The sequence below is a fragment of the Rummeliibacillus sp. JY-2-4R genome (genome assembly GCF_053847205.1).
The window spans coordinates 2,810,883-2,826,930 of record NZ_CM132623.1 but is presented as its reverse complement, the minus strand read 5'-3'; the positions used below and the strand labels follow the sequence as shown (position 1 = coordinate 2,826,930).

Below are 16,048 nucleotides of genomic sequence, written 5' to 3'. Positions count from 1 at the left end.
AATTTTGAAAAGTTTTGAATTGTGCATGGAAAGCGTTTTTTGTAACATACTTATAGCGTAATTTAAACAAAAAGAAAACAAGAAATGATTGATAAATAATCATAGAAATCACTTGGAGGTGTTCACCCGTATGGCAGAAGTAACACGACACAAGAACGTACCACTTTTACCGCTCAGAGGGTTACTCGTTTATCCAACGATATTATTACATATTGATGTAGGTCGTGAACGCTCAATTGAAGCATTGGAAAAAGCGATGGCAGATGATAATCTGATTTTTCTTGTCACTCAAAAAGTCATGAGTGTTGAAAACCCACTAGAAGATGATTTGTATAAAGTAGGAACTGTTGCTTATGTTAAGCAAATGCTTAAACTACCGAACGGTACTTTACGAGTTCTTGTAGAAGGACTTAATCGTGCCAAAATTAAAGATATCAAAGACCATGGGGATTATTTGTCTGCTGATTTAGAAAATCAAGTAGATGAAAAAGAAATGGATATTGAAACTGAAGCACTAATGCGTACTTTGCTTTCTTATTTTGAAAAATATTCTAAAGCATCAAGTAAAATTTCGAATGAATCATTTGAAACGGTGGCAGATATAGAAGAGCCTGGGCGCTTTGCAGATACCATAGCTTCTTATTTACCACTTAAAATACAAGGAAAGCAAGAGGTCCTTGATACAATAGACATTAAAGAAAGAATCAAAATCTTAATCCAACGTTTACATGATGAACAAGAAGTGCTAAATCTTGAAAAGAAAATTAATACAAAAGTTAAACGTGCGATGGAAAAAACGCAAAAAGAATTTTATTTGCGTGAACAGATGAAAGCAATCCAAGAAGAACTTGGAGACCGTGAAGGAAAACAATCTGAAGTTGAAGACTTAAGAAAGCGTATAGAATCATCTGATATGCCAGAAGATACAAAGGCAGTTGCACTGAAAGAATTAGGCCGATACGATAGAATCCCAGCAGCTTCAGCTGAAAGTGGTGTGATTCGTAATTATTTAGATTGGCTTTTATCTCTTCCATGGAGTGAAGCGACAGAGGATCGCCGAGATATCAATTTGGCTGAAAAAATTTTAAATCGAGACCATGAAGGCTTAGAAGAAGTAAAAGAACGAATTTTAGAATACCTCTCAGTTCAACAATTGACTAATTCTCTTCGTGGACCCATCCTTTGTTTGGCAGGACCTCCAGGGGTAGGGAAAACCTCTTTAGCAAAATCAGTTGCAGAATCATTAAACCGTAAATTTGTTCGAATTTCTCTAGGTGGAGTTCGTGATGAATCAGAAATTCGAGGTCATCGTAGAACATATGTAGGTGCAATGCCTGGGCGTATTATTCAAGGCATGAAAAAAGCAGGTACCATCAATCCCGTCTTTTTATTAGATGAAATTGATAAAATGTCTAATGATTTCCGTGGTGATCCTTCTGCTGCCATGCTAGAAGTATTAGATCCAAATCAGAACAGTACATTTAGTGATCATTTTATAGAAGAACCTTATGATTTATCGAATGTATTATTTATTGCAACTGCCAATGATTTAAGTACGATTCCTGGTCCATTACGCGATCGAATGGAAATCATTACAATTGCAGGATATACTGAAGTGGAAAAAGAAGAAATTGCTAAAAATCACTTAATTCCAAGACAGATGGAGGAAAACGGTTTAGCAAAATCACAACTTCAAATACGAGACGATGCGGTTCTAGACTTAATACGTTATTATACACGTGAAGCAGGTGTCCGTAATTTAGAACGTCAAGTTGCATCGCTTTGTCGAAAAGCTGCGAAACTGATTGTGTCAGGCGAGAAAAAACGAGTGGTAATTACCAATAAAAATTTAGAAGATTTACTCGGAAAACATCGATTCCATCATGGCCAAGCAGAAAAAACAAATCAAGTTGGCGTAGCGACAGGATTAGCATATACAGTGGTTGGTGGAGATACACTTCAAATTGAAGTTTCACTTTCCCCGGGTAAAGGTAAGATACAATTAACTGGTAAATTAGGCGATGTTATGAAGGAATCTGCACAAACCGCATTGTCCTATGTACGTTCAAAAGCACATGATATGGGTATTGAGGAAGATTTCTTTGATACACATGATATTCATATCCATGTACCAGAAGGAGCGGTTCCAAAAGACGGTCCATCAGCTGGCGTAACAATGGTAACTGCCATTACTTCTGCAATTACGAAACGCCCAATTCGTCGTGAAGTGGGCATGACTGGAGAGGTAACATTACGTGGACGTGTACTACCTATTGGTGGATTAAAAGAGAAATCATTAGGTGCGCATCGTGCAGGACTAACAACAATAATTTTACCAAAAGACAATGAACGTGATATTGATGATATTCCAGAAAGTGTTCGTAAAGGGCTCACATTCAAGCTCGTGTCAAACGCAGATGAAGTATTGAAATTAGCGTTAGACGGAGGGATTTCATGAAAGTCAATAATGTAGAGCTGGTCATTAGCGCAGTACGACCAGCTCAATATCCAGAAGACGGTCTGCCAGAGTTCGCTCTAGCAGGTCGTTCTAATGTAGGTAAATCTTCATTTATCAATCGAATGATTGGTAGAAAAAGTATGGCCCGTATTTCCTCAAAACCGGGGAAAACACAAACACTAAACTTCTATAAAATAGAAGAACAATTATTCTTTGTTGATGTTCCAGGTTACGGATACGCAAAAGTTTCCAAAACTGAACGCGAAGCATGGGGCAAAATGATTGAAGAATATATAACTGGTCGTGGCGTGTTAAAAGCGGTCGTTCAAATTGTCGATATTCGTCATGAACCATCAGATGATGATTGCATGATGTATGACTTTTTAAAACACTACAATATTCCAACAATTGTTATTGCTACAAAAGCTGACAAAATCAAAAAAGGGAACTATGCCAAACATATAAAAATGGTCAAAGAGGTACTAGACATGGATCCAAATGACCCACTTATTCTATTTTCATCCGAAAAAGCGATGGGCATGGAAGAAGCATGGGCCGAAATCGAAAAAAGAATGTAATAGATTACATAAACCTGTAGAATTATATATTTTCTACAGGTTTTTTTAATAGATGTGATATACATCTATAGTTCAGGGGAAAAGATTATTAATGGGATCCAAGATTATTGAAAAAATAGATAAGTTAGTATTCCAAATGTAGTTTAGTACTCCAAACCATGTTGAAGTGGAAACGGCGAAGACTCCCGTGGAAAAAGCGAGACTGGTAAGACCCCGCAACGAAGTGACGAGACTCACCGCTCGCCCGCAGGCAAGCGAAGCCGATTCCCTATCAAGCTAAAATAAATAATTAGTATTAAATTAGTTTCCATTGGCTTTTTGATATGAATAGTCCAATCTAAAAGAGCTTCTATTTTTAACAATTACTTTCAGAAAAATTAATAAAAGAGCAACAATATTGTGCTTCAATGTATGATTTGATAAAATATAGATTATAATAATTCTAAAGAAATAAATCGATTTTTATGTCATATCCTGTTCACAAAATAGAATCAGGAAATCGTATAATTTGTGATATAATAGGAATCGTTAATTAGAACATGAGAGGTGTATAATTTCATGCATACCATCGTAGTAGGCTTGAATTATAAAACAGCGCCCGTCGAAATTCGTGAAAAATTCTCATTTACAAAAGAAGAAATTCCCGAAGCGATGAGAGCATTACAAAGCCAAAAAAGCATATTAGAAAATGTAATTGTCTCTACTTGTAATCGTACTGAAATCTATGCAGTAGTAGATCAACTGCATACAGGACGTTATTATATAAAACAATTCTTATCAACTTGGTTTAAAGTTCCTGTTGAGACATTTGAATCTCATCTATATATTCGTGAAGAAGATAATTCAGTGATGCATTTATTTAAAGTTTCTTCAGGAATCGATTCAATGGTTTTAGGAGAAACACAAATTTTAGGACAAGTTAAAGGTAGCTTTTTAACAGCGCAGGAAATTGGTGCTACAGGTACTGTTTATAATAAATTATTCAAACAAGCCATCACATTTGCAAAACGTGCACACGGAGAAACAGCTATTGGTGAAAATGCAGTTTCTGTTTCATACGCAGCAGTAGAACTTGCAAAGAAAATTTTTGGATCTCTAACAAACAAACATGTAGCAATTTTAGGTGCCGGTAAAATGGGTGAATTGGCTGTAGAAAACTTATATGGTAGTGGTGTCGGTAAAGTAACAGTTATTAACCGTACTTTCTCAAAAGCAGAGACATTAGCAGAAAAATTTAATGGAACTGCAAAATCAATGGAAGAACTGCAATGTGTCTTATTAGAAGCAGATATATTAATCAGTTCTACTGGTGCATCAGATTATGTAATTGACTATGACATGATGAAGCATGTTGAGGAAATTCGAAAAGGAAAACCACTTTTTATGGTAGATATTGCAGTACCTCGCGATCTTGATCCGCGAATCGGTGATCTTCAAAATGTATTCTTATATGATATTGATGATTTACACGGTATCGTAGAAGCTAATCTTGCTGAACGTCAAAAAGCAGCGAATCAAATCACTTCAATGATTGATTCAGAAATCGATGAATTCAAGGATTGGGTAAGTACTTTAGGTGTTGTCCCTGTCATTGCAGCACTACGCCAAAAAGCAGCTCGAATCCAAGAAGAAACAATGCAAAGTATCGAAAATAAAATGCCTGACTTAACTGATCGTGAAAGAAAGGTATTGAATAAGCATACGAAATCGATTATCAACCAATTATTAAAAGAACCAATTTTGCAAGCAAAAGAAATGGCTGGATCTCAAAAGCCTCAAGAACAATTAGCGTTATTCCAGCAAATTTTTGGTATTGAAGAAGAAGTACAAGAACAAGCTCGAAAACAACAACTTCACCAAAAAGAACGCATGCAAAAGATAGCATTAGAAGATCAAACAACTGATGCTAAATTGTCATATTAAAGAGCTTTATGGAAGGCGTTTTCGTGTCTATGTGTGGTAAACTATTAGGTGCGAAGGCGCTTTTTTCATCTATGTATTTTAATCAAAGGAGAAGGTTATGGCCGATTTGACGATGACAAGGCTGCATGAAGCAATGGTCGTCTTATATGCGATCAGTCTTGTCTTTTATTTTATAGATTATCTCAACAAAGATGCCAAAGCACATAGAATTGCGTTTTGGCTAATATCAATTGTTTGGATTTTACAGTCTGCTTTCTTAGGACTTTATATTATACAAACACATCGTTTCCCAATACTTTCTTTGTTTGAAGGTATATATTTCTATGCTTGGCTATTGATTACGATTTCTATTCTGTTGCATTGTTTGTATCGAGTAGATTTACCAGTATTCTTTTTAAATGTTATTGGATTTATATTTATGTCGATACATACATTTGCACCAACACAGATCGCTCAGTCACCGGTGGGCCATTCACTAACATCTGAGTTGCTCTTTATTCACGTAACGTTTGCAATTTTGTCATATGTTGCATTTTCATTGTCATTTGTATTCTCCACATTATATTTAATTCTTTATAATGTGCTTAAGAAAAAGAAATGGACAAAACAATGGACGCGTTTACCATCGTTAGAACAAGCTCAAAAAGGAATGACCACTTCTATACTAACAGGTGTTCCAGTTCTATTAATCAGTTTAATATTGGGATTACAATGGAGCTTTGTATCATTAGAACATTTTTCATTTTTCGATGCGAAAATTGTCGGTTCTTTTGTATTGTTATTAATCTATTGTTTGATATTGTATGCAAATCGAAAAGGAAAACTCCATACGACAATGTATGCTTGGACACATATCTATGCATTTTTGATCGTTATTATTAACTTCTTCCTAGGGAGTCGATTATCAAGTTTTCACTTTTGGTATTAAGAGAAAGGTTGGATTGTAAGTGCGTAAAATTATTGTAGGGTCTAGAAGAAGTAAGTTAGCATTAACACAAACAAACTGGTTTATTGACCAATTAAAAAAAGCAGGTGCCCCTTTTGAATTTGAAGTAAAGGAAATTGTCACAAAAGGCGATAAAATTCTTGATGTTCAATTATCAAAAGTTGGAGGTAAAGGTTTATTCGTAAAAGAAATCGAACAAGAACTTTTTGATAAAGGCATCGATTTTGCTGTTCATAGTATGAAGGATATGCCAGCAGTTCTACCAGAAGGACTTGTGATTGGTTGTATTCCAAAACGTGAAGACCCACGTGATGCATTTATTTCTAAAAACCATATAAAATTTGCAGAACTTAAAAAAGGTGCTGTGGTCGGAACAAGTAGTTTACGTCGTAGCGCGCAATTACTACTTGCTCGTCCAGATATAGAAATTAAATGGATTCGTGGTAACGTCGATACACGATTAGCAAAATTAGAAACAGATGATTACGATGCAATTATATTAGCAGCAGCTGGTTTAAAACGTTTGGGTTGGAATGATGAAGTAGTAACTGAATATTTATCTACTGATGTTTGTATGCCAGCAGTTGGCCAAGGATCACTTGGAATTGAGTGTCGAGCTGATGATGAAGAATTACTAAACGAACTTGCAAAATTGACAGATAAAGCAACTTGGGAAGAAGCGCAAGCTGAACGTGCATTTTTGGCTGCCATGGACGGCGGTTGCCAAGTACCAATTGCAGGATTTGCTCGCTATAATAACGGACAAGTTGATTTCAAAGGTTTAGTCGCAGCACCTGATGCTTCTGTATTTTATAAAGAATCACTGACTTCTGAAGATGCGATTGCAGCAGGTAAAGAAGTAGCAGCTAAGCTAACTGAACAAGGCGCATTTGATTTAATACAAAAAGTAAAGGCTGAGCAAGATGCCAAATAACTTGCCTCTACTTGAACAACATATTGTTCTTACAGGCACGAAAATGACGCGTTCAGTAACTTCCAAAATTACAACTCTAGGCGGCACAGTACACTACTTGCCGCTTATTGCTGTGCATGAAGTGGAAAATCAACAGGATGAAGAGTTACTACTTCATGCGCTTGAATGTGAATGGCTAATCTTTACAAGTCAAAACGCAGTTAATGCCTTTTCAAATAAGCTAGAAAAGTTCCATCTAACAAATGAAAATTGTTCTGCAAAAATTGCAGTAGTTGGTGAGAAAACAGCTCAAGCACTTGAAAAGTTAGGTTTTAATATTGATTTTATGCCATCTATTTATAGTGCTGATGCATTTGTTAAAGAATTTCCTAATTATGTTGGACAATTAAATAGTTGTCTATTCTTGAAAGGAAGTTTAGCAAAGGATACTATAAAAGAGGGTTTACCGTTTCCAGTAGAAGAATGGACTGTCTATGAAACGATTCAAACGACAGAACATGCGCTTGAGATTAAAGAGTTGATTGAACAATCACTTAAGGTTACTGTGATCTTTGCAAGTCCTTCTGCAGTAGAAGTTTTTGCAAAGCATATAGCGCCTGACGTTGGCTTTCATGGCTTTAAAATTGCTGCAATTGGTCATATTACTGAAAAAGCATTGCAAGATGTTAATGCAACGGTAGATATTAAACCAGAAAAGTATACAATGATGGCCATTATTGACGAATTGGCTAAAGGAAAGGAACTTAAAAAATGACAGAATTAAACTTTAAAAGACATAGACGTTTACGTAGTTCAGCTAACATGCGTGCTATGGTAAAAGAAACGTATTTACACAAGGAAGATTTCATTTACCCAATTTTCGTAATCGATGGAGAAAATATTAAAACCCCTGTTAATTCTATGCCAGGTGTTTATCAATTTTCAATCGACCGTTTAAGTGAGGAAATGGATGAAGTCGTTGCTTTAGGTATTCCATCTGTTATTCTTTTCGGTATTCCTGCAGAAAAAGATGAAGTAGGTACACAAGCTTTCCATGATCACGGTATCGTACAAGAGGCTACACGTTTCGTCAAAGAAAACTACCCTGATATCATTGTAATTGCGGATACTTGTTTATGTGAATTTACTTCTCATGGTCACTGTGGAGTAGTTTCTGAAGATCATAAAATCTTAAATGATCCTTCCCTAGATTTATTAGCAAAAACAGCTGTATCTCAAGCTCAAGCTGGTGCAGATATCATCGCGCCATCTAATATGATGGATGGCTTTGTTGCTGCGATTCGTAAAGGCTTAGATGACGCAGGTTTTGAAGATGTTCCGATTATGTCTTATGCAGTAAAATATGCTTCAGCTTATTATGGCCCGTTCCGTGAAGCTGCAGATGGTGCACCAAAGTTTGGTGATCGAAAAACATATCAAATGGACCCTTCAAATCGTCTTGAAGCAATGCGCGAAGCAACAAGTGATGTGGAAGAAGGAGCAGATTTCCTAATCGTAAAACCAGCATTATCATACTTAGATATCGTTCGCGATGTTCGTAATAATTATGATCTTCCAGTTGTTGCATATAACGTTAGTGGTGAATATGCAATGGTCAAAGCTGCAGCAATTAATGGTTGGGTTGATGAAAAACAAATCGTACTTGAAACATTAACTAGTATAAAACGTGCAGGAGCAGATTTAATTATTACTTATCATGCGAAAGATGCAATTCGCTGGATGGAGGAGAAATAACCGATGACTCGTTCATATGAAAAATCAAAAGCAGCATTTGCAGAGGCAATCAATTTAATGCCAGGTGGAGTAAACAGTCCAGTTCGTGCATTTAATGCGGTTAATATGAATCCAATTGTTATGGAAAAGGGACATGGTGCAATTATTACTGACGTTGACGGTAATGACTATATTGACTATGTTCTATCATGGGGACCACTAATCATTGGCCATACTCATCCTGATGTTGTAGCGGCTATTCAACGTGTTGCTGAAACTGGTACAAGTTTCGGTGCATCAACAGTAATCGAAAACGAATTAGCAAAAGAAGTTATTAAACGTGTCCCATCAGTTGAAATGGTTCGTATGGTATCATCGGGTACTGAAGCAACAATGAGCGCAATTCGTGTTGCTCGCGGTTATACTGGCCGCGACAAAATCGTAAAATTCGAAGGTTCTTACCATGGTCACGGGGATTCATTATTAATCAAAGCAGGTTCAGGTGTAGCTACTCTTGGCTTACCAGATAGCCCTGGAGTTCCTATGGGAATCGCTCAAAACACAATTACAGTTCCGTATAATGATTTGGAAGCTGTGAAACAAGTTTTCGAAAAATACGGTGAAGAAATTGCGGCAATTATCGTAGAACCAGTAGCTGGTAATATGGGGTGTGTTCCTCCACTACCTGGCTTTTTAGAAGGCCTACGTGAAGTCACAACAAAAGCTGGCTCAATCTTAATCTTCGATGAAGTAATGACAGGTTTCCGCGTTGGATTCAATTGTGCACAAGGTTATCTTGGCGTTACACCAGATTTAACTTGTCTAGGAAAAGTAATTGGTGGCGGATTACCAGTAGGTGCATTTGGTGGTTCTCGTGAAATTATGGAACATGTAGCTCCAGCAGGTCCAATCTATCAAGCTGGTACACTTTCAGGTAACCCATTAGCTATGACAGCTGGTCTTGAAACACTAAAACATGTAACACCAGAATCATATGAATACTTCAAAAAATTGGGTGACCAATTAGAAGCCGGCTTCCGAGAAGCAGCTGAGACTTACAATGTTCCTCACACTGTAAATCGTGTGGGCTCTATGATTGGATACTTCTTAACAAATGAAAAAGTCATTAACTTTGAAACTGCTAAAACAGCGGATTTACAATTGTTTGCAGACTACTATGCATTAATGGCTGAAGAAGGAATCTTCCTTCCACCATCTCAATTCGAATGTGTCTTCTTCTCAACAGCTCATACAGAAGCACATATCGCAAAAACCGTAGAAGCATTCCAAAAAGTATTTAAAAAATTAGCAAGATAAAATATAAATTAAAATCCAGGGGAGTATTAGAATCCCCCTGGATTTTTTCGTTTTATCAATATAATTTTTGGTTCGACATATATTAAAGGCGCTTAATTATAGCGGACTAGTTCTATCTTCTAAAATGTAAGAATATACATGAAGATAGAGGAGGGATATTACAGTGCAAAAGATTACCTGGGAAATAAATGAGTCATTTATTTTTCCAGAAACTTATGGCTGCCCGGTAAAAGCGAGTGAGGTTCATGTGACACCACGTTGGGAACAGAATTTAGATGAGTACTCAGTAGCTCTTACAGGAATTTATCATTTATCAGCTTTTCTGGAATTTGACAAAGGTAAAGAAGTGGCAAAACAATTATCAAATGATTCTACACTTATAGATGAGGTGGAATGGCAAGATAAGCAAGGATACTTTGAATATGCCATCCCTTTAGATGTAAGTTTACCGAAAATTGGTGTTGTACATTCATCCATTGATTTGAATGCTCGAGATGTGAAGGTAGAGTTAAATGAAAATGGAACTTGTAAAATTAGCTGCAATGTTGATTGTCTATATGATGAAGAAGCAGAAGAACCAGAAGTTGTACAACCTTCAGAAGGGAATGAATTAAAAGAACAAACAGAATCTGTAGAGAATACAGATTCTGAGGAGTCCATCTTGAGTGAGTTTTTATGGGATCTTGAAGAACATTATACAACTGTAGAGATTCAGTTAAATAAAATCCGTAAATAATAGATAACAAAGTAGTCCAAAGATTAGAAGAATAACAACGTCCCATGTAGTTGGTACAATGATCACACGAATAAATTGAAAACAAGTAATTGGAATAATAAACCCTTTACAATAAAATCTAGTCTTTCTCAGCCAAGGTGGAAGTAAATAAGGGTTGTAACGACCTCGTTTCATTTTCAAACTCCTTTCTATTAAAATAAAAATCCATTCCTAGTGATATATGTAGCTAGGGATGGATTTTTGTAGTTAATGTGGGTAAATATTTGTATTAATTGCTTCGATTTATTCTTAAAATTAGTTATTATCAATTTAGTTTGTATTATATTTAGATAATAATTAGTTTATGTAATTTAAACAAGAGTCAAACACCTAAAAACTAGAAGAAATTATAATATATAGTGGGGTATATATGCCCTTTTATTAATTAAATTATTTCTTATTATAGACATAAGAAAAACTTAAGGTGATTGTTTTTTAAAATTGAAAAACTTGAAAAATGATGTCATATTAGTTAGAATGTATACAGCTATATATTTATATGCGAAGAAGGGGAGGAGTAGAACGCTCCTACTTGTTAGAGAGGGAACGGTTGGTGCAAGTTCCTCAAGTAGATGTTCGAATGTAGCCCTGGAGCAATTTCTGTGAACGATTAGTAGCAGAAATCGGTTAGTAGCCGTTATTAGATGAAGTGTCAGCAGTTTTCTGCTGAAATTAAGGTGGTACCGCGAATATTCCTTCGCCCTTTTTTAGGGCGAAGGTTTTTTTTATTTTACAAATTGTAGAAATTTGTAAAATAAAAATTGCACACGAAAAAATTCTTTCACTTACTAATACTTCATTCTATGACGAGATATTAAAGGAGGTCATTGTATTGACAGAACAAAACACATCAATGCCAACTAAGTACGATCCACAGTCAATTGAACAAGGTCGCTACGAATGGTGGTTACAAGGAGAATTCTTTAAAGCACAACCTGAAAGTGGAAAACAACCTTATTCTATCGTAATTCCACCACCAAACGTAACAGGTAAATTACATTTAGGTCACGCTTGGGATACTACTCTTCAAGATATCCTAATTCGTATGAAACGCATGCAAGGTTATGATGCACTTTGGTTACCGGGGATGGACCATGCGGGTATCGCTACACAAGCCAAAGTTGAGGCAAAATTACGTGAACAAAATATTTCTCGTTATGACTTAGGTCGTGAAAAATTCTTAGAAAAGACATGGGAATGGAAAGAAGAGTATGCTGGTACAATTCGTCAACAATGGTCGAAATTAGGCTTAGCACTAGATTATTCTCGTGAACGCTTCACATTAGATGAAGGACTTTCAGATGCTGTTAAAGAGGTATTTGTAAAACTATATGAAAAAGGCTTAATCTATCGTGGCGAACGTATTATTAACTGGGATCCACAAGCAAAAACAGCATTATCTGATATCGAAGTAATCTACAAAGATGTTCAAGGCGCATTTTATCACATGGAATATCCTCTAGCAGATGGCTCTGGTAAACTTGAAATTGCTACAACTCGTCCAGAAACAATGCTTGGTGATACAGGGATTGCCGTAAATCCAAAAGATGAACGTTATGCACATCTAGTAGGGAAAACAGCAATTCTTCCAATCGTTGGTCGCGAACTTCCAATCGTTGCAGATGACTATGTTGATATGGACTTCGGTACAGGTGTTGTTAAAATGACTCCAGCACATGACCCTAATGACTTTGAAGTTGGTAACCGCCACAATTTAGAACGCATTATCGTGATGAACGAAGATGGTACGATGAACGAAAATGCAGGAAAATATCAAGGTCTAGATCGCTTCGAATGTCGTAAACAAATCGTAAAAGACTTACAAGAACTAGGTGTACTAGTGAAAATCGTTGACCATATGCACTCAGTTGGTCACTCAGAACGTACTGGTGTTGTAGTAGAACCTTATCTTTCTGCTCAATGGTTCGTTAAAATGGAACCACTAGCAAAAGCCGCACTAGAACTGCAACAAAAAGAAATGGAAAAAGTAAACTTTGTCCCAAATCGTTTCGAAAACACATATTCTCGTTGGATGGAAAATGTGCATGACTGGTGTATTTCTCGTCAATTATGGTGGGGCCATCAAATCCCAGCTTGGTATCATAAAGAAACTGGTGAAGTGTATGTAGGAAAAGTTGCACCAGCAGATGAAGAAAACTGGACTCGTGATGAAGACGTACTTGATACTTGGTTCTCATCTGCATTATGGCCTTTCTCTACAATGGGCTGGCCTGATGAAGCAAGTGCAGATTATAAACGCTACTATCCAACAAGTGCATTAGTAACAGGTTATGACATCATCTTCTTCTGGGTTTCTCGTATGATTTTCCAAGGAATCGAATTCACAGGCGAACGTCCATTCAAAGACGTATTAATCCATGGTTTAGTACGCGATGGTGAAGGACGTAAAATGTCTAAATCCCTTGGTAATGGCGTAGACCCTATGGATGTTATCGAACAATATGGTGCTGACTCATTACGTTACTTCTTAGCAACAGGTTCATCACCTGGTCAAGATTTACGTTACACTACTGAAAAAGTAGAAGCAGTTTGGAACTTCGCAAACAAAATTTGGAATGCATCTCGATTCGCACTAATGAATATGGATGGTATGAAGTTTGAAGAAATCGATTTAACTGGTGAAAAATCTGTTGCAGATAAATGGATTTTAACTCGCTTAAACGAAACAATCGAAGAAGTAACAAGACTTGCAGATAAATACGAATTTGGTGAAGTTGGTCGTCACCTGCATAACTTTATCTGGGATGATTTCTGTGACTGGTATATCGAAATGGCTAAATTACCATTATACGGTGAAGACGAAACAGCGAAGAAAATGACTCGCTCAGTTCTTGCTTATGTACTAGACAACACAATGCGTCTATTACACCCATTAATGCCATTTATCACAGAAGAAATTTGGCAAAACCTTCCTCATGAAGGAGAATCAATTACACAAGCTTCATGGCCTGTTGTAAACAAAGAATTTAACTTTGAACAACAATCTCAAGATATGAAATTGTTGATGGATATCATTCGTGCTGTACGTAATATCCGCGCAGAAGTTAATACACCAATGAGCAAAAAAGTACCAATGTATATCTCTGCAAAAGATTCAGCCACTTTAGCAGTACTTGAAGAAAACAAAGCATACATTGAAAAATTCTGTAATCCAGAAACACTTAAACTTGGTGAAAACCAACAACCAACAATGAAAACTATGTCAGCTGTTGTTTCAGGTGCTGAACTATTCTTACCACTTGAAGGATTAATCGACGTAACAGCTGAAATCGAACGTCTTACTCATGAACTCGAAAAATGGGATAAAGAAGTAAAACGTGTTCAAGGTAAACTAAACAACGAACGCTTCGTATCAAAAGCACCAGAAGAAGTAGTCGCTGCAGAACGTGCAAAAGAAGCAGATTACCTAGAAAAATTCGCTACCGTTGAAAAACGTATTGCTGAATTGAAAAATATGTAATTCTTTGAATAAAGAAAAACGCCCAAGCTAATTGGTAGCTAGGGCGGTTTTTTGGTTATCGACTAAGTTGGAGGGGAGAGAGGAAATAAAAGGTGGGAATTGCAGATAAAATATATCCCTTAATCGTGGAAGTCCTGAACAAAGGGTTTCCCTCGATTAAGGAATATCTTTTACTTACTTATTTCCTGCGTGAAATATTGCATTAACAAATCAGGTAAATTTTCTTCATACAAATTATAATAAGATCTAGCCCCAACCGGATCCTCTATTTCATTTAACAGCCAATCCCCATTAGGTGAAAGTAAAAAGTCGATACCAATATAATCGCTTTTTAATGCGTTCTGTAACTTCATAATATGTTGTCGTTTCTCAGCATCTAGTTCGTATTTTTCAATTGTTCCACCTAAAGTGTAGTTGGAGCGAAAATCTTGTCCACCCATTCGTTTGACTGCACCAATGATTTCAGAACCAAGAACCCAGACTCTAATATCTGTTGCATTTGATTCGATATATGGTTGGATAATGATTTTACGAGTATGCCATTTCTCTTGATAAGCTTTCAGTTCATCATTATTTTTACATAGTGCCACTTCATTTCCACCATGACCATCAATTGTTTTGATGATAACAGGGTACTGCTGAATACGGTCTTGTAATAGAATCGGAACAGTGGGGATTCCTTGAAGTTGCGCAAATTGCAAGGTGCTCTTTTTATCATTCGCAAGTTCATTTACAATAGAACGATTAAACACTTTAACACCTTTCATTTCTAGTTTCTTCGCAATTTCAGCATGACGTGTTCTATTCCATATAAAAATTGGATTGCTAATAATGTTGTCTGGAAAATCATCATGATTGTTTTCATCTATGATCACTAAAGCTAGTTCAATCTCATGCTTTTTTGCTTCATCTATCATTTGTTCGATAAATATCCTATTTTTCTTGGCATCTTGTTTTTCGTATAATAGGTATGCGTTATTCATCTGCACACCCAATTTTCTTCAAAATATATTCAATAAATTGAACACCAACATTGACACCTGTTACATTATAGAGATTTCGAATATGTGCTGCTGCATTAACTTCACAAACAATCGGTTCTTCATTTGGTCCAAAAAGTAAATCTACTCCGGCAAATTCTGCACCTACTGCTTTTGCTGCACGAATAGCAATCTCCTTTTGAGAATCTGTAAGTACGATTTTTTCAGCATGTCCACCATTTGTAATATTCGCACGAAAATCTGTTTCGGAATGGCGGTACATAGCTGCTACGATATCATCACCTATTACATTCACACGTATATCTCGTCCACGGCTTGAATCTATAAATTGTTGGAAAACAAAATCTACCCCTCGCAATTCTTCCACTTTTTCAAAGAATTCTTCTTCTGTATTAATCAGATAGACTTTCATGCCAAAAGATCCGTGTCCTTCTTTGATAATCATAGGAAGTCCTAAGGTTTCTAATACGTTTTCAAAGTAGCCACTGTTACGGATTGTAAAGTTAGCATATACTTTTGGCGCAATAATGGTCGTTGGCATGGGCAGTTTGGCTTTTGCGAGCTGTATGTATTGCTTTGCCTTATTGTCACATGTTTCAATTACCTCTGGATCATTGAACACAGGGATACCGCTATTTTTTAAATAGGTTGCTAGTAAAATATCTTTGTCTAAAAATATGACAAAATCAGGTTTGTTTTGGAGTTCATCGTCTAGTTTCATCATAATTTCATAGTTTTTATAAATTTCCGGCTGAACATTTAATTCTCTTGCGGCTTCAGCCATCAGTCTTGCTTGATCTAAAAATTTATCGTTTACGAGACTTCCATTGTAAATTATCCAACAAGTTTTCATCATAAAATCCCCTTAACACAGTGCTATAATAATATATAAAAGTTTAGCACGAAATTTGCGGAATATATA

Annotated in this window: 12 protein-coding genes and 1 other annotated feature; of the genes, 10 read left to right on the top strand and 2 right to left on the bottom strand. The window is 36.3% G+C overall.

Annotated features, from left to right (window positions below; translation table 11 throughout):
* The first annotated feature begins 130 nt into the window (after window positions 1-130).
* The 10 genes from lon to ACWV26_RS13815 all read left to right on the top strand — a co-directional run bounded on the left by lon (window position 131) and on the right by ACWV26_RS13815 (window position 14,125).
* Window positions 131-2,458, top strand: coding sequence for an endopeptidase La (lon, locus tag ACWV26_RS13860; RefSeq protein WP_455895320.1), 2,328 nt, complete (start codon window positions 131-133; stop codon window positions 2,456-2,458).
* A complete protein-coding gene (yihA, locus tag ACWV26_RS13855; RefSeq protein ID WP_455895319.1) occupies window positions 2,455-3,036 on the top strand; it encodes a ribosome biogenesis GTP-binding protein YihA/YsxC in 582 nt (193 codons plus the stop codon). The genes lon and yihA overlap by 4 nt, the downstream gene beginning before the upstream one ends.
* Window positions 3,037-3,594: 558 nt before the next feature.
* Window positions 3,595-4,959, top strand: coding sequence for a glutamyl-tRNA reductase (gene hemA / locus ACWV26_RS13850; protein ID WP_455895318.1), 1,365 nt, complete (start codon window positions 3,595-3,597; stop codon window positions 4,957-4,959).
* 97 nt (window positions 4,960-5,056) lie between these two features.
* Window positions 5,057-5,887 (top strand): cytochrome c biogenesis protein CcsA, encoded by an 831-nt coding sequence (gene ccsA / locus ACWV26_RS13845; RefSeq protein WP_455895317.1) that lies wholly within the window; start codon window positions 5,057-5,059, stop codon window positions 5,885-5,887.
* Between the two features lie 19 nt (window positions 5,888-5,906).
* The gene (gene hemC, locus ACWV26_RS13840; protein ID WP_455895316.1) at window positions 5,907-6,839 is read left to right on the top strand and encodes a hydroxymethylbilane synthase; all 933 of its coding nucleotides are present in this window, start codon (window positions 5,907-5,909) and stop codon (window positions 6,837-6,839) included.
* Complete coding sequence (locus ACWV26_RS13835; RefSeq protein WP_455895315.1) at window positions 6,829-7,593, top strand: uroporphyrinogen-III synthase; 765 nt, start codon at window positions 6,829-6,831, stop codon at window positions 7,591-7,593. Before hemC ends, ACWV26_RS13835 begins: the two co-directional genes overlap by 11 nt.
* Entirely contained in the window at window positions 7,590-8,573 is a 984-nt protein-coding gene (gene hemB / locus ACWV26_RS13830; protein ID WP_455895314.1) for a porphobilinogen synthase, read from the top strand. Before ACWV26_RS13835 ends, hemB begins: the two co-directional genes overlap by 4 nt.
* A 3-nt stretch (window positions 8,574-8,576) precedes the next feature.
* Window positions 8,577-9,869: a glutamate-1-semialdehyde 2,1-aminomutase gene (gene hemL / locus ACWV26_RS13825; protein ID WP_455895313.1), complete on the top strand. Its 1,293-nt coding sequence runs from the start codon at window positions 8,577-8,579 to the stop codon at window positions 9,867-9,869.
* Between the two features lie 163 nt (window positions 9,870-10,032).
* Complete coding sequence (locus ACWV26_RS13820; RefSeq protein WP_455895312.1) at window positions 10,033-10,605, top strand: hypothetical protein; 573 nt, start codon at window positions 10,033-10,035, stop codon at window positions 10,603-10,605.
* A 534-nt stretch (window positions 10,606-11,139) separates the two neighbouring features.
* Window positions 11,140-11,352 (top strand) — a binding site (T-box leader).
* Window positions 11,353-11,497: 145 nt separating this feature from the next.
* A complete protein-coding gene (locus ACWV26_RS13815; protein WP_455898259.1) occupies window positions 11,498-14,125 on the top strand; it encodes a valine--tRNA ligase in 2,628 nt (875 codons plus the stop codon).
* 170 nt (window positions 14,126-14,295) lie between these two features.
* Here the strand turns inward: ACWV26_RS13815 and ACWV26_RS13810 are convergent, their stop codons facing one another.
* Both ACWV26_RS13810 and ACWV26_RS13805 read right to left on the bottom strand, forming a co-directional pair.
* Window positions 14,296-15,108: an ATP-grasp domain-containing protein gene (locus ACWV26_RS13810; protein ID WP_455895311.1), complete on the bottom strand. Its 813-nt coding sequence runs from the start codon at window positions 15,106-15,108 to the stop codon at window positions 14,296-14,298.
* Window positions 15,101-15,979 (bottom strand): ATP-grasp domain-containing protein, encoded by an 879-nt coding sequence (locus ACWV26_RS13805; RefSeq protein ID WP_455895310.1) that lies wholly within the window; start codon window positions 15,977-15,979, stop codon window positions 15,101-15,103. Before ACWV26_RS13805 ends, ACWV26_RS13810 begins: the two co-directional genes overlap by 8 nt.
* Window positions 15,980-16,048 lie beyond the last annotated feature (69 nt).